Consider the following 17,932-nt stretch of genomic DNA (forward strand, 5'->3'; position numbering starts at 1 on the left):
TTGAGAAGGGTCAGCCCGGGATGCGGTTGGCCAGCGCGCGCGCGGCGACCTCGCGGTCGTCGAACGCGAGCTTCTCCGTGCCCACCGTCTGGTAGGTCTCGTGGCCCTTGCCGGCGATGAGGACGACGTCGTCGTCCTTGGCCAGGTTGATGACCTGCTCGATGGCGGCGCGGCGGTCCGCGTCCACGAGGTAGCCCTTCTCCCCGACCTTCGCCTTGCCCGCGGAGATGCGGCGCAGGCCGCCCTTCTCCAGGCCCGGCGTCACCTCCGCGATGATGGCCTCCGGGTCCTCCGTGCGCGGGTTGTCGCTGGTCACCATCACCAGGTCGGCGCCCTCCGCGGCCACGGTGCCCATCAGCGGGCGCTTGCCCTTGTCGCGGTCGCCGCCGCAGCCGAAGACGACGATGACGCGGCCCTTGGCCAGCGTGCGCGCCGCCTCGATGGAGCGCTTGAGCGCGTCATCCGTGTGCGCGTAGTCCACCAGCACCGCCGGGGCGGGTCCGCCGCGGTGGTTCTCCGCGCGGTCCATGCGGCCGGCCACCTGGGAGACCAGCTCGATGCCGCTCTTCACGTCCGAGCGGCTGATGCCCGCGCCCAGCGCGATGCCGGCGGCGAGCATGATGTTCTCCAGGTTGTGGGGCCCCAGGAGCTTGCTCTTGACCTTGATGTCGCCCGCGGGCGTCTTCAGGGTGGCCTCGATGCCCTTGAGCGAGTAGGCGGCGTCCGCGGCGGAGATTTCCCCCGCGCCCGTGCGGCTGAACTTCCACGCCATGCGCTTCTGGCCGCGCAGCTCGTTGTAGATGCGGCTGGCGAAGGCGTCGTCGCCGTTGACCACCGCGGTGCCCGTGGCGGAGAGGTTCTCCACGAAGAGCTTGCGCTTCACCTGGAAGTACTCCTCCAGGTCCTTGTGGTAGTCCAGGTGGTCACGGGACAGGTTGCTGAAGCCCACGGCCTTGAAGGTGAGCCCGTGCACGCGCTCCTGCGCGAGCGCGTGGCTGGAGACCTCCATCACGACCGTCTCCACGCCCGCGTCCACCATCTCGCGGAAGATGCGGTGCAGCTCCAGCGGGTCCGGCGTGGTGTTGGCCAGCTCCGTCGTCTTGCCGCCGAACTTGTAGCCCAGCGTGCCGATGACGCCCGGCGGGTTGGCCCCCGTGTACATGGCGGCCGTCGCGAGGATGGCCTCCAGGAGGTAGGTGGTCGTCGTCTTCCCGTTGGTGCCGGTGACGCCCAGGAGCGTCAGCTTGTCGGCGGGGCGGCCGTGGAAGTTGGCCGCGATGAGGGCCAGCGCCTTGCGCGCGCTGCTCACCTTGAAGAACGGCACCTGCGAGGACTGCCCCTGCTTCTCCGACACCACGGCCACGGCACCGCGCGACACGGCTTCGCCGATGAACTGGGCCCCGTCTTCCTTCAGGCCCGGCACGGCGATGAAGAGATCCCCCGGCTTCACGCGCCGCGAATCCTGCGTCACGCCCGTGACGTCGACCGCGGAACGGCCGCCCGAGGTCTGCTCGGCTCCACACCCTGCGAGGACATCCGTCAGCTTCATCTCTTCCCCTTCACACGCATTGCTGATGCGGGGCCTGGAAAGGACACGGCCTCATTGCCGCGTCGCCAGTTCCAGCGTCACCCGGGCCCCCTTCTCCACCAGCGCACCGGCGGGGGGGGTCTGAGATACGACTCGTCCACTGCCTTGCAGCTGTGGCTCCAACGCCGCGGCGAGCAGCTTCACCACGGCTTCGCGTCCTGCCTGGCCCTGGACGTCCGGCACACGCACCGTGCCGGGCTCCGGGGTCTCGGTCACCGCATCCTCCAGGCCGGCCCGGACGGGCACGGCCTTCGCCAACGCCTTCGGTGCCGGAGGGGGCACCACGGGCGCGGCGGCCGCGGCCACCTCGGCGGGTGCCACCGTCCGGGACGGGGGCACGGCCAGGTGGGCCATGGCAGCGGTAGCGATTTCCTTGAAGGCAGGGGCAGCCACGTTCCCCCCGTATACGTCTGTCTTGGGTTCGTCCACCACCACGAGAATCACGGCGCGCGGTGCCTCGGCCGGCACCATGCCCGCGAACGACGCAATGCGTTTGTCGGAATACCCCCGCGCGACGGGGTCCGCCTTCTGGGCGGTGCCCGTCTTGCCGGCCACCCGGTAGTCGTCCATGGCGGCCTTGGGCGCGGTCCCTCCCTTGACCACCACGCTCTCGAGCATGCCCACGACCTGCCGCGCCACCCTCTGGGAAACGACCCGGCGCAGCTCCGTGGGCTGGTTCTCCAGCAGCACCACGCCGTCCGGGTCCACGACCCTGGAGACGAGGTACGGGCGCATCAGCACGCCGTCGTTGGCCAGCGCGCCGTAGGCCGCCGCCAGCTGGACGGCGGTGGAGGTCATCCCCTGGCCGAAGGATTGGGTGGCCAGGGAGATGTCCGATTTCGGAAACGGGATGACGCCGCGGCTCTCCCCGGTGAGCGCCAGGCCGGTGCGCTCCGCGAAGCCGAAGGCGTGGTAGGCGGCCACCATCTTCTCCCGCCCCAGGGCGTCGGCGATCTTCGCGGCGCAGATGTTGGAGGACACCTGGAGGACGCCCTGCGCGTTGAGCCAGCCGTGCGGGTGGGTGTCGTTGACGGTGTGGCGGCCAATGCGGAAGGCGCCGTTCTCACAGAAGAACAGCGTGTCCGGGGTGATGGCCTTCTGCTCCAGCGCGGCGGCCACCACGAAGGCCTTCATCGTGGAGCCGGGCTCGAAGGCGTCCAGCGCGGCGCGGTTGCGGATGGCGTTCTTCACGCCGTCCTCCGGCGTGTTGGGGTTGAAGCGCGGGTTGTTGGCCAGCGCCAGCAGCTCCCCGGTGCGCGGGTCCAGCACCACCGCCATGCCCGCCACCGCCTTGGCGTCCTCCACGGCCTTGGCCAGCGCCTTCTCCGCGACGTACTGGAGGTGGCGGTCCAGCGTGAGCGTCACCGCGGCGCCCTGGCGCTCCAGGGGGTCCATGGCGCCCTGGACCATCAGCTTGCGGCCCTTGGCGTCCCGGAAGCCGGAGGTGCGCGAGTTCTGCCCGGACAGCTCGTCCTCGAAGGCCAGCTCCAGCCCCTCCAGCCCGTGGCCGTCGGTGCCCACCATGCCGACGATGTGCGCGCCCAGCTCGCGCTGGGGATAGAAGCGCTTGGGCTCCTTGGTGAAGCCCAGGCCGGGCAGGCCCAGCGCCTTGACCGCCGCCACCTCCTGGGGCTTCGCCTGGCGCTTCACCCACGCGAAGCGCTTGGCGCGGGACAGGCGCGCGGCCACGTCGTTGCCGTCCAGGTGCACCGCACGCGCGAGCTGCCGGGCCGCCTGCTGCACGTTGGGGAGCATGGACGGGTCCACCCAGATGGAGTCCACCTCCACGCTCTGCGCGAGCGGCGTGCCGCGCCGGTCGAAGATGTCCCCACGCCGGGCCGGGATGTCGATCTGCCGGACGTACTGGTCCTGCGCCAGGCCGCGCAGCTTCTCCTGCTGGAAGACCTGGAGGTAGACCGCGCGGCCGAACGCCGTGCCCAGGAGCGCGAGGAACAGCCCGAACAAGAGCTGGACCCGCAGCCTGAGCCCCTTCGTGTTCGACTCTGGAATCCGCGCGCTCTTGAGGTCCCTCACCGCCCGGTCCCCCGCTCCGCCACGCGGACCGCGGGGGCGCTGCTCCGGGCCTGCGCGGTGCCCGAGCCCTTCACGCGCTCGTCCGCCAGGGACACCACCGCGCCGCCCTTGGGCATCGCCATGCCCAGCTGCTCACGCGCCACGCGCTCCAGCCGCGCCGGGGCCTTGAGCGTGGCCAGCTCCAGCTTCAGCCGGTCGTTCTCCCGGGTGAGCGAGCGGCTCTCGCCCTCCGCGTTGGACAGGCGGTAGCCCATGTCCACCACCAGCACGCGGCTGGTGACGTGGAGGATGCCCACGCCGGCGAACAGGGTGAAGAGCATGACGGCGGGCAGCAGGTGCATCAGCACGCCGGCCACGGACACGGAGGGACGCGAGAGGGCCTTGCTCATCGGATTTTCTCCACCGCGCGCAGGTGCGCGCTGCGAGAGCGGGGGTTGGCCTCGACTTCCGCTTCGGAAGCCGCGACGGCCTTCTTGGACACGAGGGCGAAATCACCCTGGCTGTTGCACACGCACACCGGGAAGCCCGGCGGACAGGTGCACCCGCCCACCAGGGCGCGGAAGGCTTCCTTCACCTTCCGGTCCTCCAGGGAGTGGAAGGAGATGACCGCGGCGCGGCCGCCCACCTTGAGGAGCGAGGGCAGCGCGGCGAGCAGCGCGTCCAGCGCCTCCAGCTCCCCGTTCACCGCCATGCGCAGCGCCTGGAACGTGCGGGTGGCCACGTGGATGCGGTCCGGCCACGCCTTGCGCGGCACGGCGCGCTTCACCACCTCCGCGGCCTCCAGCGTGCGCTGGGGCAGCGCCTTCTTCAGCTCCCGGGCGATGGGCCGCGCGAAGGGCTCTTCTCCATAGTCCTTGAGCAGCCGCGCCAGGTCGCGCTCGTCCGTTTCAGCGATGAGCTCCGCGGCGGTGACGCCGGTGTCGCCCATGCGCATGTCCAGCGGGCCGTCCTTCATGAAGGAGAAGCCGCGCTCGGCCACGTCCAGCTGGGGCGAGGACACGCCCAGGTCCACGAGCACGCCGTCCACGGGCAGCAGGTCGTGCGCCACGCGGGGCAGGTCCGCGAAGTTGCCCTGCCGGGCCTGGAAGCGCGCGTTGCCGCCCATGCGGGCGGTGGCCGCCGCCAGGGCCACGGGGTCCCGGTCCACGCCCACCACGGTGGCGCCCCGGGCGAGCAGCGCCTCGGTGTGCCCACCGCCGCCGAGCGTGCCGTCGAGGATGACCTTGCCCTCCGCCGGGTTCAGCAGCTCCACCGTCTCGTGGAGCAGGACGGTCTGGTGCTGGAAGTCCACGGGAGGGGGCCTTGGGTGCGGGTCAGACGAAGGGAGCGCGCGCGAGCTGGAAGGCGGCCCGGGCATCGTTCATGTGCGGGTACAGCTCGAAGGTGTCGTGGGCGCCGGCCGCGCGGAAGATGGCGGCCAGGTACGGCGACAGCCCGGACAGCTTCACGTCGCCCCCGGCGCGGCGGAACTGCTCCGTGCGGGCCATCAGCGGGCGCACGCCGCGGTAGTTCAGGTGCGACACGTCCGCGAAGTCGAGGACGACCTGGCGCGTGCCCCGGTGCAGCCGGTGCATCAGGTCCTCGCACAGCTTGAGCAGGTCCGCCTCCTCCAGCTCGCCCTCCAGCATCAGCGTCTCCACGCGCTCGGACGCCGCCACCACCGCCCTGTTCCGACGAACCTCCTGCACCTGGTCCATGCGCCTGCCCACCCTTCTCCTGCGAACTCGAGGCTGTCGACTTCCTGGCTACGGCTGGCGCAGCTCGCCCAGCACCCTCAACACGTCCTGGGAGGTGGCTTCCTGGCGCGCGTCCTCCTGCGCCTTCGCCCAGCCTTCCTGGCTCCAAAGCTCAATCACCTTCACCATCCCCGCCCACACCACTTCCTTCTCCAGCTTCGCGTACGCCCTGAGCGACGGCGGGATGAGCAACCGGCCCAGCTTGTCCAGCGGGCACTCCTGCGCGCTGGCCACGTACAGCCGCATCAACGTCTTGACCCCCGGCTCCATGGGGTTGCGCCGGGCGAGCGCGGTCTCCAACGCCTCCCACTCCCGCACCGGATAGGCGTGGAGGCAGGGGTCCAGGGCCGTGGTGACGATGAGCCGCTCGTCGTAGGCGCCCACCAGCGTCTCCCGCAGCCTGGCCGGGAGGCTGGTGCGCCCCTTCGCGTCGATCTGGTGCTCATAGACGCCTCGGAACACGCGGGACGATCCACCTTTTCAGCCCGGCACGGGACGGACCACCACTCCTTCCCACTTCTTACCCCTCTGCGGCCGGCATACATACGCGCCCCCCCCAGGGGGGTCAAGAAAGCGCGCAACAGGCTGGAACACGCCGCGCCCGGCGCTGGACATCACTCAGGGCACGTGCCGGACGGCCTACCTTCGAGGGTGGGGCAAACTTGAGTTTTTCCGCTCACAGGCTGAGAGTGTGGGCGCGTGAGCACGAACGTTCGACTGAAGGTGGCCTACAAGACCCCGCAGTCGCTGGTCGGTGAGTACACCCGCAGCGTGGGTCAGGGCGGCGTCACCCTGGAGACGCGCAAGGCCCTGCCGCTGGGCACCCGCTTCACCTTCGAGCTGCACGCGGGCGGCATGCCGCGTCCGGTGGAGGTGCTGGGCGAGGTCGTCAAGGTGGAGCCGCGCCCCGGCGAGCGCTTCCTGCTCACCGTGCGCTACGACGGCGCGGAGGATCGCAGCGCGCTGGACGCGGTGCTCCAGTTCATCTTCGCCCAGGAGGAGCAGAACGGCCTGCGCCGCTTCCCGCGCATGCCGCTGCACCTGCGCGCGCGGGAGGCCGACCCCCGGGCGCCGTTCTTCTACGTGCGCGACATCTCCCGGGGGGGCGTGGGCCTGGAGGTGGAGGCCCCCACCCTGCCCCGCGAGGTGCAGGTGGGCGCGCCCTTCCTCATGGAGATGGACATGCAGGAGGGCCCGCTCCTGCTCCACGGCGAGGTGGCGTGGACGTCGTCGGTGCCGCGCAAGGGCGTGGCGCAGGCGATGACGCCGGGCTTCGGCGCGACGTTCGGCCGGCTGCGGCCGGACATGCTCCAGCGGCTGGAGGCCCTGATGGTGCTGGAGCACCTGCCGCCCGCGCCCTGGCGCGCCCGGGTCAGCTTCGGCCTGGATGCCGTGTCGCGGATGCCCTGACCTCACCCGGCCAGGGCACCCGCGCGGTCCAGCGGGTTACAGCGGGTTGTACGGGTAGCCGCCGGCCTCTTCCAGGCCCGCGACCACCGTCTCGCGCAGCTCCGCCGGGTCGTACGCCGTGAAGGCGTCCAGCGCGGACAGGCGCTTGAGCTCCAGCGCGAGCGCGTCGCCCTTGAGCGTGGCGCAGAGCGCGCGGCGGGTGCGCTCGAAGGCGCGCGTGGTGGACTCCATCGCGTACAGCCGCACCAGCGCCACGCGCACGGGGTCCAGCACGCCGCCGGTGGCGGACTGGCGGGTGCGCGTCACCATGGAGTCCAGGGCGTACGCGTCCATCACCACGTCCGCCAGCGCGGCCATGACCTCCTGGTGCTTGTCCAGCTCCGTGCCGAAGGTCTCCGCGGCCAGGCGCATGCCGTGGATGGCCAGGTGCTTGGCGCACTCAGCGGCGATCTCCTCGTGGGCCAGCGCGTCCTGGCGGCCCGCGCGGGGACGCTCGCCGCGGCCCAGTTCCTCCGCCACGGAGCGCGCCTGCGCGAACAGCGGCAGGTCGCCCTTCACCGCGCGCTTGAGCAGCATGCCGGTGATCAGCATGCGGTTGATTTCGTTGGTGCCCTCGAAGATGCGGTTGATGCGCGCGTCGCGGTAGGCGCGCTCCACCGGGTACTCCTCGATGTAGCCGGCGCCGCCGTGCACCTGCACCGCGTCATCCACCAGGAAGTGGAGGGCCTCCGAGCCGAAGACCTTCATGATGGAGGCCTCGGTGGCGAACTCCTCCATGGCGGCGATGACGTGCGCGTCGTAGTCCGCGTCCGAGCGCTCCTTCGCCGCGAGCCGCCCGTCCACCAGCCCCGCCGTGCGGTACGTCATGCTCTCCACCGCGTAGACGAGCGTGGCCATGCGCGCGAGCTTCTCGCGGATGAGCGGGAACGTGGCGATGGGCGCCTTGAACTGCTTGCGCTCCTGCGCGAACTTGAGCGCGTTCTGCAGCTGCAGCTTCATGCTCCCGATGACGCCCGCGCCCAGCTTCAGCCGGCCGTAGTTGAGGATGTTGAAGGCGATGCGGTGGCCCTTGCCCAGCTCGCCCAGCAGGTTCTCCGCGGGCACCAGCGCGTCCTCGAAGTAGAGCGGGCACGTGGACGAGCCGCGGATGCCCATCTTGTGCTCCTCCGGGCCCACGGTGAGGCCCGGGGTGTCCTTCTCCACGATGAAGCCGGTGAACTTGTCGCCGTCCACCTGCGCGAAGACGACGAACACGTCCGCGAAGGCCGCGTTGGTGATGTAGAGCTTGGAGCCGTTGAGCACGTAGTGCTTGCCGTCCTGGGACTTCACGGCCTTCGTCTTCGCGCCGCGCGCGTCGCTGCCGCTGCCCTGCTCCGTCAGCGCGTACGCCGCCACCCACTCGCCCGTGGCGAGCTTGGGCAGGTACTTCGCCTTCTGCGCCTCGTTGCCGAACCACACGATGGGCAGCGACCCGATGCCGGTGTGCGCGCTGGACGTCACCGACCAGGAGCCCAAAAGGCTCATGGCCTCCGCGAGCAGGAGCGACGTCGTCTTGTCCAGGCCCGTGCCGCCGTACGTCTCCGCGATGTCCACGCTCAACAGGCCCAGCTCGCCCGCGCGGCGCAGGAGGTCGCGCAAGAGCGCGTTGTCCTTGCCCTCGATGCGCGCGGCCTGGGGCAGCACCTGCTCCCGGCAGAACTGGAGCGCCGTCTTGAAGAAGAGCCGCTGCTCCTCGGAGAACCCCTCCGGCGTGAGGATGCGGGTGGCGCCCACTTCCTGGAAGAGGAACGTCGCCCCAGCGAGGACATCCTGGGGACGGGAAGCGGGCTCGGTTGCGGCGACCATCAACGACCTCCGGGGAGGGAGCAGTGCCCTCCGATGCCTTCAGAAAAAAGGCGCGCGGCACATTAGGGCGCGCGGACCGCCAGGGGTAGTAGCGGCGAGGCCCCGCCACCTCAATGGGATGCGAGTCCACCCCGGGTGCGTGCCCGGCTGCCCAGCGGAAGGGGGGTGCTGCCCCTGATTACGGGGAACCCGCGTCCAACGTGGCCCGGGGCGTGGGGTACACGAGGCAGAGCGTGTCGAAGAGCCCCTCCTCCGGCGCGACGTACGTGCCGCCGAGCGCCCGCGCCACCTGCACCATCTCCGTGCCGAACGACGGCACGAGGCACAGGTCGTCGGACGTGGTGAAGCGGCCCTTCAAGCGAGCCAGCTCCCGCCGCAGCGTCGCGATGTCCTGGCGCCCGCCGCGCACGGGCACGGACGGGCCGTTGCGGTCAGGCCCCGGCAGCTTGCCCACGCTGGTGGTCAGTTCGAACCCATCCGCGCGCTGGATGATGCGCAGCTTGCCGGGCGCCACCTCCTCGAGCCACGCCCGGAAGCCCTGCTCGTCGCGCAGCACCAGCCGGTAGGCCACCGGCGCGTCCGGGTGCTGGAGCCACACTTCCCGGGCCTGCGTGCGCAGCACCGCCAGCGTGTCGGACACCTGTGCGAGAAACGTGTCCGCGTCCTCGACCGCGACGAGCACGTCCCTGCCCCGCACCCGCTCCGCGAGCCTGTCCGCCTCCGGTCCCCTGGCAGGCATGAAGGCCTCCGCGCCCAGCCGCGCCCGGTCCCCCGACAGCTCCAGCCGGAGGACGTCGTCCGGGAGGGACTCGCCGTAGACGGGCGCGGACACCGGCGCGACGGTCGCATCCGCCCAGGTGCCCGCGTCCTTCGGAGCCACCGGACGAGCCCCCGCTTCCACTACGGGTGAGGGCATGGGAGACACCGGGGGTGCCGGTTCGGAAGGCGTGGACTCGCGGCAGCCGCCTGACGCCAGGCTGCCCACGAACAGGAGGAAGAATGCAGGGTTACGAAAACAGGCTGGCGAGCGTAGCGGAATATTCCACCCGGAGCGTCTGAACGGCCTCATGATAGCTTCTCGCGGTTTTTCCGAAGGACTCCCCTCCACAGGAGCCGATTCGAACGTGCCGCAGCCTTCCGCCGGCCTCCAGTTCGGCAAGTACAAGCTGCTCGAGCGCATCGCGACGGGCGGCATGGCGGAGATCTACCGCGCGCGGATGACGGCGGTGGCGGGCGTCACGAAGCCGGTGGTCATCAAGAAGATCCTCCCTGGCTACGCGGACGACAGCGCGTTCGTGTCCATGTTCATCAACGAGGCGCGCATCGCGCTGGGGCTGTCGCACGGCAACATCGCGCAGATCTTCGACTTCGGGGAGGTGGAGGGCGAGTACTTCCTCGCGATGGAGTGGGTGGACGGCCATCCGCTCTCGCACGTGCTGCGCCGGGCCCGGGAGAAGGGGCTGCCCGCGCTGCCGCCGCCCCTGGCGGTGCTGGTGGCCATCGACATGCTGCGGGGCCTTGCGTACGCGCACACGCGGCTGGACGACAACGGCCGTCCGCTGCACATCGTCCACCGGGACGTGAGTCCGCAGAACGTGCTCCTCTCCTTCGAGGGGCAGGTGAAGCTGGTGGACTTCGGCATCGCGCGGGCGCGGCTTGCCGGACGCAGCGACACGAACGCGGACGTGGCGAAGGGCAAGTACGTCTACTTCGCGCCGGAGCAGGCGCGCGGCGAGGCGCTGGACGCGCGCACGGACGTGTTCGCCGCAGGCACGGTCCTCTACGAGATGCTCTGCGGGCGCCGCCCCTTCGAGGGCTCGCTCCAGGACGTGCTGCGCAAGATTTCCCAGGGCGACTTCCCCCGGCCGCGCGAGTGGGTGCCGGGCATCCCGGCCGCGCTGGAGCGCATCCTGCTCACCGCGATGGCCACCAGCCCGGACCAGCGCTACCCCACCGCGCAGGCCTTCGCGGAGGCGCTGGCGCGGCAGCTCCACATCACCGCGCCAGACGTGTCCGCCAGCGACCTGGGCCACTTCATGGGCTACCTCTTCGAGCCGGAGCTCGTGGAGGCCGGCCGCCCGGTGCAGCTGCCGCGCGAGTTCATCGCGCGGGTGGGCCGCTGGAGCGGCATCGCCGAGCCGCCGCCCGTGCAGACGCCGCCGGAGCTGCCCCGCCACGTGCCCGAGCCTCGCGGCGAGCCCCGGGGGGATTTGACGACGCAGCCCCTGCCCCCGCAGGCGATGCCGCCGGCACCGCCGCCCGCGTGGCACCGCTCCCTGCGCGGCTGGGCGCTGCGCGGCGCGCCGGTGGTGGTGGCCGCGCTCGTGGCCACCTGGCTGGGCCTGGTGATGGGCGGCTCCAACACGTTCGCGGTGGAGCTCAGCTCCTCGCCCGCGGGCGCCACCATCCGCGTGGACGGCCGGACGCTGAGGCAGACGACGCCCACGCTCATCACCCAGCTGCCGTCGGACCGCGAGCACGTGCTGGAGGTGCTGCTGCCGGGCATGGTGCCCTTCAGCCAGCGCGTGCACGCCGAGCGCGGCACCACGCTGGCCGTCCACGCGCGGCTCGCGCCGAAGCATCCGGCCGCCGCGCGAGCCCTGCCCCGCGCCGGCCCGGACGACGCGCCCGTCTCCGGCGCGCGCTACTCCGCGGGAGGCCCGTTCGCGCTCAGCGCGGTCGCGCATGCCCTGCGCGTGCCTCCGTCCCAGGCGGCGCGCATGCGGTTGGATCCCTCCCGCACCTATGGCCTGCGCGTGGAGGGCCGCGTGTCGGTGGGAGGCCCGCTGCCGGTGGCCCAGGCGGTCTACTTCCTGGAGGGCGGCACGGCCCTGGCCGCGCGCGACAGCTTCGGCCTGGTGGGCACGGACGAGGTGCTGGTGCGCGACGCCTCCGTCCTCTACGTGTTCCTCTGGGACGACCGCCCCGACGACAACCGCGGCGCCCTCCAGGTGCACGTGCGCGAACAGGCGAGCGGCGCCATCACCACCCTGCTCCTGGACGCGCGCCGGCACGCCGTCTCGCTGTCGCCCCACGACGGCTTCACGCTCCGGGAGCTGGACCCGTCCACCACCTACCGCGTCGTCGTGCGCGCGGCGCGGGAGCCGGCGCGCACGCGGGGCTTTGGCGGCGGAGAGGTGGGCGGCGTGCTCGCGCTGCACGGCGCGGGGCCGTCCCCGGCCATGGCGCCGGGCACGCTGGAGGTGCTGGAGGTCAACCAGCCCACGGTGCTGCGCGGCGCGAGCTGGCTGCGGCTCGCGTTCCCGGACGACGACGTGAACGACAACGCCGGCGGCCTCACGCTGGAGGTGACGCCGGTGGCGCCGCTGCACCAGTAGCGCGCGCGACGGGCCGCTACAGGACGCCGCCAGCCTGTAGCCGAAAAATTGATCATCCGGGATGCGCCCCTACCCTGGGCCGCCACGGAGGACGCTCATGAAGAAGCTGCTGGCGGTGCTGGGCCTGGGGATCGCGGTGATGGCCACGGTGGGACTTTCCACTCGCGTGGACGCGCGGCCCGGAAGCCGGGCGGACGAGGGGCCGACCGATGCCCAGATCGACGCTGTCCTGGACGCGCAGGCTCACGAGGTCATGGCCCGGCTGCTGGAAGCGCAGCGCAATGCCAACCGGATGACAATGCTTCCCCGGTAATCTCGTGGCATCCGGCGGGGCACGGTGCTACGACCGGGCGCTCGCTTCGGTGCTCATCCACCCGCCCACGAGGGGGCCATGCCAGAAGGGTCCGCTGCACTCCAGCTCCAGGTTGGAGACCGGGTCGTCTACCCCAACCAGGGGGTCTGTCGCGTCGCCGCCATCGATGTGAAGGAGGTGGCCGGACAGAGCCTCACCTTCGTCACCATGCGCCGGGAGGAAGACGGCGCGGTCGTGATGGTGCCGCAGGGAAAAATCATCTCCATCGGCGTGCGCAAGGTCGCCAGTCCGTCGGACGTGGAGGAGATCTACGCGTTCCTCCGCTCGGACAGCGACAAGGCGGACCTGGACTGGAAGCAGCGCGCGCGCACCAACCTGGACCGCATGACCCAGGGCGGCATCCTGGGGCTGGCGGAGGTCGTCAAGGGCCTCCAGGTCCTCAGTGAGCTGCGGCCGCTGCCCACCAAGGAGCGCGAGCTCTACGACAACGCCCGGCACCTCCTGGTGTCGGAGGTCGCCGCCGCGCTGGGCACCGCCGAGGCCAACGCCGAGGACTCCATCGACATCGTCCTCTTCCCGCCCGGGAAGGAGCGTCCCAAGCGCACCGCCGCGGAGTTCGCGCGGCCCGGTGGCGACGAGGACGACATGGACCTGGACGGCGACCTCATGGGTCTGGAGGGCGGAGAGCTGGACCTGCCCTCGGACGAGGAGCCGCAGTCCGAGTCCGAGGAGGAGTCCTCCGAGGAGGGTGGCGAGGAGGAAGGCGGCGAGGAGGCGGCCGAGGACGCCCCCAAGAAGCGCGGCCGTCCGCCCAAGGCCAGGCCGGCCGAAGGCGCCGAGCCCGCCGCTCCGAAGAAGCGCGGCCGTCCGCCCAAGCCGAAGCCCGAGGCGGCGGAGGGTGCCGAGCCCGCCGCTCCGAAGAAGCGCGGCCGTCCGCCCAAGGCCAGGCCGCCGGAAGGCGCCGCGCCCGCGGAGCCCGCCGCGCCCAAGAAGCGCGGCCGTCCGCCCAAGGCGAAGCCCGCCGAGGACGAGTGAACCGCAGGACTCCACGGCCCTCCGGCCGCCCGCGTCGCGCCGCAAGCGCGCGCCCGGCACCGCGAGGGCCCTCCCGCCGAGGTGACGCCCCGTGATTCGCGTCGTGACGCTGGACCCCTTCGACGACAAGCAGCTCGCCAAGTTCAACCGCACGCTCTACACGGCCTTCGGCGTGGGCAGCGAGCACAGCGGCTCCGCGGAAATCCCCGCGGGCATGTCCGAGCCCCTGGACGCGGAGAAGCTGCTCGAAGAGGTGAAGGGCATCCGGGCCTACAAGGACGACAAGGTGCTGCTGCTCACCTCGCGCAAGCTGAAGGACCGCGACCTGCCCAGTGGCAAGGCCCCCACGTCGGGCTTCGCGAAGTACGGCAAGGACCGGGCAATCCTCTCCATCGCGCCGTTCAAGGACCTGGAGAAGGACTTCAAGCCCATCGCGCGCCACGCGCTGCACCAGCTGGGCACGCTCTGGGAGCTGCACCACTGCCTGGATCCGCGCTGCTCGATGTACCCGCCCTGGACGCCGTCCTTCAACCAGGGCGACCACATCTTCTGCACCTTCTGCCGCGAAAAGAGCGAGCAGAAGATCCGTCTTGCCAAGTCCTAAGGCCCTGCGCGCCCTGCCCCTGGTGGAACTGGGGGCGCTGCTCCTCGTCGCGCTCCTGTGCCTCGTCTTCCAGCTGCGGCTGCCGGGCCGGCTGCCCACGGACGCGGACGAGCGCGCCATGGCGGACGTGCTGGCCCGCGACGCACGCCCCGGGGACGCGGTGCTGCTGTTCCCCTGGTGGACGGAGCGCGCGCGCCTCTTCGTGCCCTCCTCGCTCCCCGTGTACGGGTGGCTGGAGTCGGACCGCGCGGACCTGAGCGCGCACCCGCGCATCTGGGTGCTGGGCCAGCCGGACCTGCCCCGCTCCGACGTGGGCGCGTTCGACGCGGCCTTCCTCCCCGGACGCAAGGCGCTGGGCCCCGAGTCCCGCCTGGGCCCCCTGTCGCTGCGCCTCTACGAGAACGGCCGCTACCGCCCCCGTCACTGGGTGGCGAGCGAGTCCGCGACTTCAGCGCGCGTGTACCTGGAGCAGCCGGATGGCTCGCGCCGCGACTGCCCCTTCGACGGGAAGGCGCACCGCTGCCCCGGCCCGCCTCACCTGTACGTCGCGCCGGAGTGGCACGAGATCTTCTACGAGCCCCGGCACTGCCTGTGGATGCACGCGCCGGGAGGGCCGCAGCGGCTGGTGGCGGAGTTCGCCAACGTGCCCTCGGGCCTGGGCCTGCGGCTGGAGGGCGGCATCATCTTCGAGTTCGCGCACTCCAAGGACCCGCGCCTGTCCACCGCGTACCTGGGCGTGGATGACGCGGCCACGGGCGAGCGCCTGCTGGACGTGCCCATCCCCCCGGGCCGCGAGGGCGTGCAGAAGGCGGAGGTGGTGCTGCCGCCCGGGCCGCCGCGCACGGTGAAGGTCTGGGTGCAGGCGGACAACGCGGAGTCGCGGCAGGTGTGCCTGGACGTGATGGCGCTGGAGCCCGCGGTGGGGGTGAAGCCATGACGGTTCCCTTGCTGACGGGCCGTCCCGCCACGCGCGAGGAGAAGCTCACGGCCCTGGCGCTGTGGGTGCTGGGGTTCGCGGCGCTGTGGTTCACGGAAGCGGCCGTGGGCTTCACGCGCGACGAGAGCGTCTACTTCGCCGCGGCGGAGGGCTACTCGCAGTGGTTCCGGCTGCTCTTGCACTCGCCGGCGCAGGCGTTCACGGACAGCGCCATCGTGCGCGCGTGGGACTACAACCACGAGCACCCGGTGCTGATGAAGACGCTGTTCGGGTTGAGCCACCTGCTCTTCCACGACACGCTGGGCGTCATGCGCGACGCGACGGCGTTCCGGCTGCCCGCGTTCGCGATGTCCGCGCTGGTGCCCGCGCTGTGCTTCCTCCTGGGCAGCGCGCTGTACGGCCGCACCGCGGGGTGGTTCGCCGCCCTCTCCTTCCTGCTGGTGCCCCGCCAGTACTTCAACGCGGAGCTGGCGTGCTTCGACCTGCCGGTGGCCGCGATGTGGCTGCTCGTCGTGTACTGCTTCTGGCGTGCGCTGGAGAGCACCCGCTGGGGCATCGCGTGCGGCGTGGCGTTCGGCCTGGCCCTCGCCACGAAGCACAACGCCCTCTTCATGCCGTTCGTGCTGTCACCGTTCGCGCTGTGGCGCGCGTGGCAGGCGAGCGAAGGCGCCCCGGAAGCCCGCGTGCGGCTGGGCCGCTTCGTGGGGCTGTACGCGGCGGTGGCGGTGCTCTACGGCCTGCTCGTGGTGTTCCTGGGCGGGCCCGCCGCGTTCCAGAAGAAGTTCCTGCTCCTGAGCCCGCACACGCTGTTCTTCGTGGGGCTCGCGGTGGGCAGCGGGGTGCTGCTGCGGGACCTGAGGCACGTGAGCCTGCCGGTGACGCGCGCGCTGGTGCCGCTGGCGGCGATGGCGGTGCTGGGCCCCGTCCTCTTCTACCTGCACTGGCCCTACCTCTGGCACGCGCCGGTGGACCGCACCGCGTGGTACCTGGCCTTCCACGCCACGCACAACCACTACGCCTGGTTCTACCTGGGCACGCTGATGCGAGGGCCGCCCTTCCCGCTCAGCTACGTGGTGGTGAAGACGGCGCTCACGGTGCCCACCAGCCTCTTCGCGCCCATGGTGACGGGCTTCGTCGCGCTCGTGGGCCGGGGGCTGCTCAGCCTGAGCGCGCGCACGCGGGACTGGGTGCGGCTGCCCACGGCATCGGAGGCGCTGGTGGGCGTCAACGCGGTGACGTCCATCCTCATCATCAGCCACCCGCAGGTGCCGCACTTCGGCGGCGTGAAGCACTGGTTCCCGTCCATGCCCTTCCTGGGCATCCTCGCGGGCGCGGCGGTGGCGCGCGGGTGCTTCGCGCTGTGGGAGGTGCTGAAGGCCCGGCGGCCGTCGGTGTCACCGCTGGCGGTGACGGTGCCGGTGTTCGCGCTGCTGATGGTGCCCGCGCTGCTGGCGTCGGTGCGGGTGTTCCCCTACGGCACGGCCGCGTACTCGGAGCTGGCGGGAGGCCTGCCGGGCGCGGCGACGCTGGGGATGCAGCGGCAGTTCTGGTCCAGCCACGTCACCGGCGTGCTGCCGTGGATCAACGAACACGCGAAGCCGGGCGCGCGCCTCTACCTGCACGAGGTGAACGGCTTCTCGTTCCGCGACTACCAGCGCAACGGGATGCTGCGCGAGGACGTGCGGCCGGTGAACAGCCCGTTCGACGCGGACATCGTCGCGTACCAGTACCACCAGGAGTTCCGCGAGCACGAGTTCCTCACGTGGCAGGCCTTCGGCACGCGCACGCCCGTCACCGGGCTGTACCTGGACGAAACGCCGCAGGTCATCGTCTACCAGCGCCCGGAGTAGTCCCGGCCTGGGATGACGCGGCAGGCCATGTGCACGACCGTTCACTCGGCGGCCTCATGGGCATGCTTGAAGACCTGACAGGACTGAAAGGCACGGAGCCGGGGTAGGCTCGCGGTGTCGGCCAATCCACCTTCCGGGGGAGGAACACATGATGCGCTGGACGGGCTTGCTGACGGTGATGGCGCTGGGTGCGGGCGTCGTGGGCTGCGACGACGCCAAGCCACCCTCGAAGGTGGCGCGGGCGCAGGTGAAGCGGACGGGCCCCGCGACGATGGAGATCATCCCCGTCGAGGGACAGCTCCCCTACTGCATGCTCTTCACGATGTCCGAGAAGGGCGTCATCCGGCAGCTCACGCTCACGCGGGAGAACCGCTCCATCCGCTGCGACCCGGGCCGCCCCGTCGCCAACACCAGCTTCCGCGTGCCGGTGCAGGAGGGGAAGGTGCGCGTCTACATCTTCTTCTCCGACGAGCGCGTGCCGGCGGGCTCCGTGGCGCAGCAGCTCTACGACCTGCGCGACCGCGAGCGCGTCACCGCCATGGACCTGCGGCTGCCGGGGCGCATCTTCGTGGAGACGCTGGAGTTCACGCCGGAGACCGGCGAGCCGGAAGCGGTAGGCGGCGTCGTGGGCGCGGGCGGCGTGGTGACGTCCGACGGCGGCACGGCCTCGGACGCGGGCACCAGCACGCTGTCCGTGCAGCCCCTGGCGAACTGACCGCCAGACGCGAAGAAGCCCGAGGGTGATGTCCACCCCCGGGCCTCCGTGCTGCTTCAGGTGGTGACGCTGACTAGTTCAGCCAGCCACCGTTGTTCACCGGGGCCCGGTCACGCCGCGCCAGCCGCTCGCGCTCCAACCGCGCCTGCCGCTCCCGTTCCAGCTTCGCCAGCCGCTCGCGTTCCTGCCGCTCCCGCTCCAGCTTCGCCAGCCGCTCGCGCTCCTTGCGCTCCCGCTCCTGCCGCTCGCGCTCCAGCCGCGCCTGCCGCTCCCGCTCCTGCCGCATCCGCTCCTGACGCTCCCGCTCCAGCCGCGCCTGCCGCTCCCGCTCCTGCCGCTCGCGCTCCATGCGGCTCTGGTCCTGGCGGCTCACGAGGGGGGTGGCGGCGTGGAAGTCCGCCGCCATCACCGGGGAGCTCGCGACGAGCGCCACAGCCACCACCATCTTCTTGAGCATCGCCTTCATGACCTGCCTCCGTGAGCCGCATTGTTGCTGCGTTCTGAACCTACTGACGGGGCAGGCGCCG

General features: G+C 71.5%; 17 protein-coding genes. 8 read left to right on the top strand and 9 right to left on the bottom strand.

The window, feature by feature from the left end; genetic code table 11:
* Nucleotides 1-10: 10 nt before the first annotated feature.
* The 6 genes from NR792_RS17175 to mraZ are packed head-to-tail and all read right to left on the bottom strand — an operon-like array spanning nucleotide 11 to nucleotide 5,820.
* Complete coding sequence (locus tag NR792_RS17175) at nucleotides 11-1,549, bottom strand: UDP-N-acetylmuramoyl-L-alanyl-D-glutamate--2,6-diaminopimelate ligase (RefSeq protein WP_375761106.1); 1,539 nt, start codon at nucleotides 1,547-1,549, stop codon at nucleotides 11-13.
* A gap of 51 nt (nucleotides 1,550-1,600) precedes the next feature.
* A complete protein-coding gene (locus NR792_RS17180; protein WP_375761107.1) occupies nucleotides 1,601-3,622 on the bottom strand; it encodes a penicillin-binding protein in 2,022 nt (673 codons plus the stop codon).
* Nucleotides 3,619-4,011: a cell division protein FtsL gene (gene ftsL, locus NR792_RS17185; protein ID WP_375761108.1), complete on the bottom strand. Its 393-nt coding sequence runs from the start codon at nucleotides 4,009-4,011 to the stop codon at nucleotides 3,619-3,621. Before ftsL ends, NR792_RS17180 begins: the two co-directional genes overlap by 4 nt.
* Complete coding sequence (rsmH, locus tag NR792_RS17190; protein ID WP_375761109.1) at nucleotides 4,008-4,913, bottom strand: 16S rRNA (cytosine(1402)-N(4))-methyltransferase RsmH; 906 nt, start codon at nucleotides 4,911-4,913, stop codon at nucleotides 4,008-4,010. Before rsmH ends, ftsL begins: the two co-directional genes overlap by 4 nt.
* A gap of 22 nt (nucleotides 4,914-4,935) precedes the next feature.
* Nucleotides 4,936-5,319, bottom strand: a complete 384-nt coding sequence (locus NR792_RS17195; RefSeq protein ID WP_120523313.1) for an STAS domain-containing protein — start codon at nucleotides 5,317-5,319, stop codon at nucleotides 4,936-4,938.
* A 48-nt stretch (nucleotides 5,320-5,367) separates the two neighbouring features.
* Nucleotides 5,368-5,820, bottom strand: a complete 453-nt coding sequence (gene mraZ / locus NR792_RS17200; protein WP_375761110.1) for a division/cell wall cluster transcriptional repressor MraZ — start codon at nucleotides 5,818-5,820, stop codon at nucleotides 5,368-5,370.
* A 237-nt stretch (nucleotides 5,821-6,057) separates the two neighbouring features.
* Here mraZ and NR792_RS17205 point away from each other — a divergent pair, with 237 nt between their 5' ends.
* Complete coding sequence (locus NR792_RS17205) at nucleotides 6,058-6,768, top strand: PilZ domain-containing protein (protein WP_375761111.1); 711 nt, start codon at nucleotides 6,058-6,060, stop codon at nucleotides 6,766-6,768.
* 36 nt (nucleotides 6,769-6,804) lie between these two features.
* On the opposite strand, the gene NR792_RS17210 is transcribed toward NR792_RS17205, so the two are convergent.
* Both NR792_RS17210 and NR792_RS17215 read right to left on the bottom strand, forming a co-directional pair.
* Nucleotides 6,805-8,613 carry an acyl-CoA dehydrogenase family protein gene (locus tag NR792_RS17210; RefSeq protein ID WP_375761112.1) on the bottom strand — a complete coding sequence of 603 codons (1,809 nt, stop codon included), beginning with the start codon at nucleotides 8,611-8,613 and terminating at the stop codon, nucleotides 6,805-6,807.
* 178 nt (nucleotides 8,614-8,791) lie between these two features.
* Nucleotides 8,792-9,529, bottom strand: a complete 738-nt coding sequence (locus tag NR792_RS17215; RefSeq protein WP_375761113.1) for a hypothetical protein — start codon at nucleotides 9,527-9,529, stop codon at nucleotides 8,792-8,794.
* A gap of 208 nt (nucleotides 9,530-9,737) precedes the next feature.
* On the opposite strand from NR792_RS17215, the gene NR792_RS17220 reads away from it, so the two are divergent.
* From NR792_RS17220 to NR792_RS17250, 7 genes are all read left to right on the top strand, one after another.
* Nucleotides 9,738-11,951, top strand: coding sequence for a protein kinase (locus NR792_RS17220; protein ID WP_375761114.1), 2,214 nt, complete (start codon nucleotides 9,738-9,740; stop codon nucleotides 11,949-11,951).
* 97 nt (nucleotides 11,952-12,048) lie between these two features.
* On the top strand, nucleotides 12,049-12,264 hold the full coding sequence (locus NR792_RS17225) for a hypothetical protein (RefSeq protein ID WP_375761115.1): 216 nt from the start codon (nucleotides 12,049-12,051) through the stop codon (nucleotides 12,262-12,264).
* A 78-nt stretch (nucleotides 12,265-12,342) separates the two neighbouring features.
* On the top strand, nucleotides 12,343-13,299 hold the full coding sequence (locus NR792_RS17230) for a CarD family transcriptional regulator (protein ID WP_375761116.1): 957 nt from the start codon (nucleotides 12,343-12,345) through the stop codon (nucleotides 13,297-13,299).
* A 91-nt stretch (nucleotides 13,300-13,390) separates the two neighbouring features.
* Nucleotides 13,391-13,903 carry a hypothetical protein gene (locus NR792_RS17235; RefSeq protein WP_120523274.1) on the top strand — a complete coding sequence of 171 codons (513 nt, stop codon included), beginning with the start codon at nucleotides 13,391-13,393 and terminating at the stop codon, nucleotides 13,901-13,903.
* On the top strand, nucleotides 13,890-14,840 hold the full coding sequence (locus tag NR792_RS17240) for a hypothetical protein (RefSeq protein WP_375761117.1): 951 nt from the start codon (nucleotides 13,890-13,892) through the stop codon (nucleotides 14,838-14,840). Before NR792_RS17235 ends, NR792_RS17240 begins: the two co-directional genes overlap by 14 nt.
* Nucleotides 14,837-16,690: an ArnT family glycosyltransferase gene (locus tag NR792_RS17245; protein WP_375761118.1), complete on the top strand. Its 1,854-nt coding sequence runs from the start codon at nucleotides 14,837-14,839 to the stop codon at nucleotides 16,688-16,690. The genes NR792_RS17240 and NR792_RS17245 overlap by 4 nt, the downstream gene beginning before the upstream one ends.
* A gap of 148 nt (nucleotides 16,691-16,838) precedes the next feature.
* On the top strand, nucleotides 16,839-17,405 hold the full coding sequence (locus tag NR792_RS17250; protein WP_375761119.1) for a hypothetical protein: 567 nt from the start codon (nucleotides 16,839-16,841) through the stop codon (nucleotides 17,403-17,405).
* Between the two features lie 73 nt (nucleotides 17,406-17,478).
* Here the strand turns inward: NR792_RS17250 and NR792_RS17255 are convergent, their stop codons facing one another.
* Nucleotides 17,479-17,871 (bottom strand): ATP-dependent DNA helicase, encoded by a 393-nt coding sequence (locus tag NR792_RS17255; RefSeq protein ID WP_375761120.1) that lies wholly within the window; start codon nucleotides 17,869-17,871, stop codon nucleotides 17,479-17,481.
* Nucleotides 17,872-17,932 lie beyond the last annotated feature (61 nt).

The sequence above is a fragment of the Corallococcus exercitus genome (genome assembly GCF_042231735.1).
Lineage (GTDB): Bacteria > Myxococcota > Myxococcia > Myxococcales > Myxococcaceae > Corallococcus > Corallococcus exercitus_B.

What these genes read in the sequence shown, in the direction of transcription:
- NR792_RS17210 (WP_375761112.1), bottom strand. Translation starts at nt 8,613, where the DNA reads ATGGTCGCCGCAACCGAGCCCGCTTCCCGTCCCCAGGATGTCCTCGCT.
- NR792_RS17175 (WP_375761106.1), bottom strand. Translation starts at nt 1,549, where the DNA reads ATGAAGCTGACGGATGTCCTCGCAGGGTGTGGAGCCGAGCAGACCTCG.
- NR792_RS17225 (WP_375761115.1), top strand. Translation starts at nt 12,049, where the DNA reads ATGAAGAAGCTGCTGGCGGTGCTGGGCCTGGGGATCGCGGTGATGGCC.
- NR792_RS17255 (WP_375761120.1), bottom strand. Translation starts at nt 17,871, where the DNA reads ATGAAGGCGATGCTCAAGAAGATGGTGGTGGCTGTGGCGCTCGTCGCG.
- NR792_RS17195 (WP_120523313.1), bottom strand. Translation starts at nt 5,319, where the DNA reads ATGGACCAGGTGCAGGAGGTTCGTCGGAACAGGGCGGTGGTGGCGGCG.
- NR792_RS17250 (WP_375761119.1), top strand. Translation starts at nt 16,839, where the DNA reads ATGATGCGCTGGACGGGCTTGCTGACGGTGATGGCGCTGGGTGCGGGC.
- NR792_RS17245 (WP_375761118.1), top strand. Translation starts at nt 14,837, where the DNA reads ATGACGGTTCCCTTGCTGACGGGCCGTCCCGCCACGCGCGAGGAGAAG.
- ftsL (WP_375761108.1), bottom strand. Translation starts at nt 4,011, where the DNA reads ATGAGCAAGGCCCTCTCGCGTCCCTCCGTGTCCGTGGCCGGCGTGCTG.
- NR792_RS17230 (WP_375761116.1), top strand. Translation starts at nt 12,343, where the DNA reads ATGCCAGAAGGGTCCGCTGCACTCCAGCTCCAGGTTGGAGACCGGGTC.
- NR792_RS17215 (WP_375761113.1), bottom strand. Translation starts at nt 9,529, where the DNA reads ATGCCCTCACCCGTAGTGGAAGCGGGGGCTCGTCCGGTGGCTCCGAAG.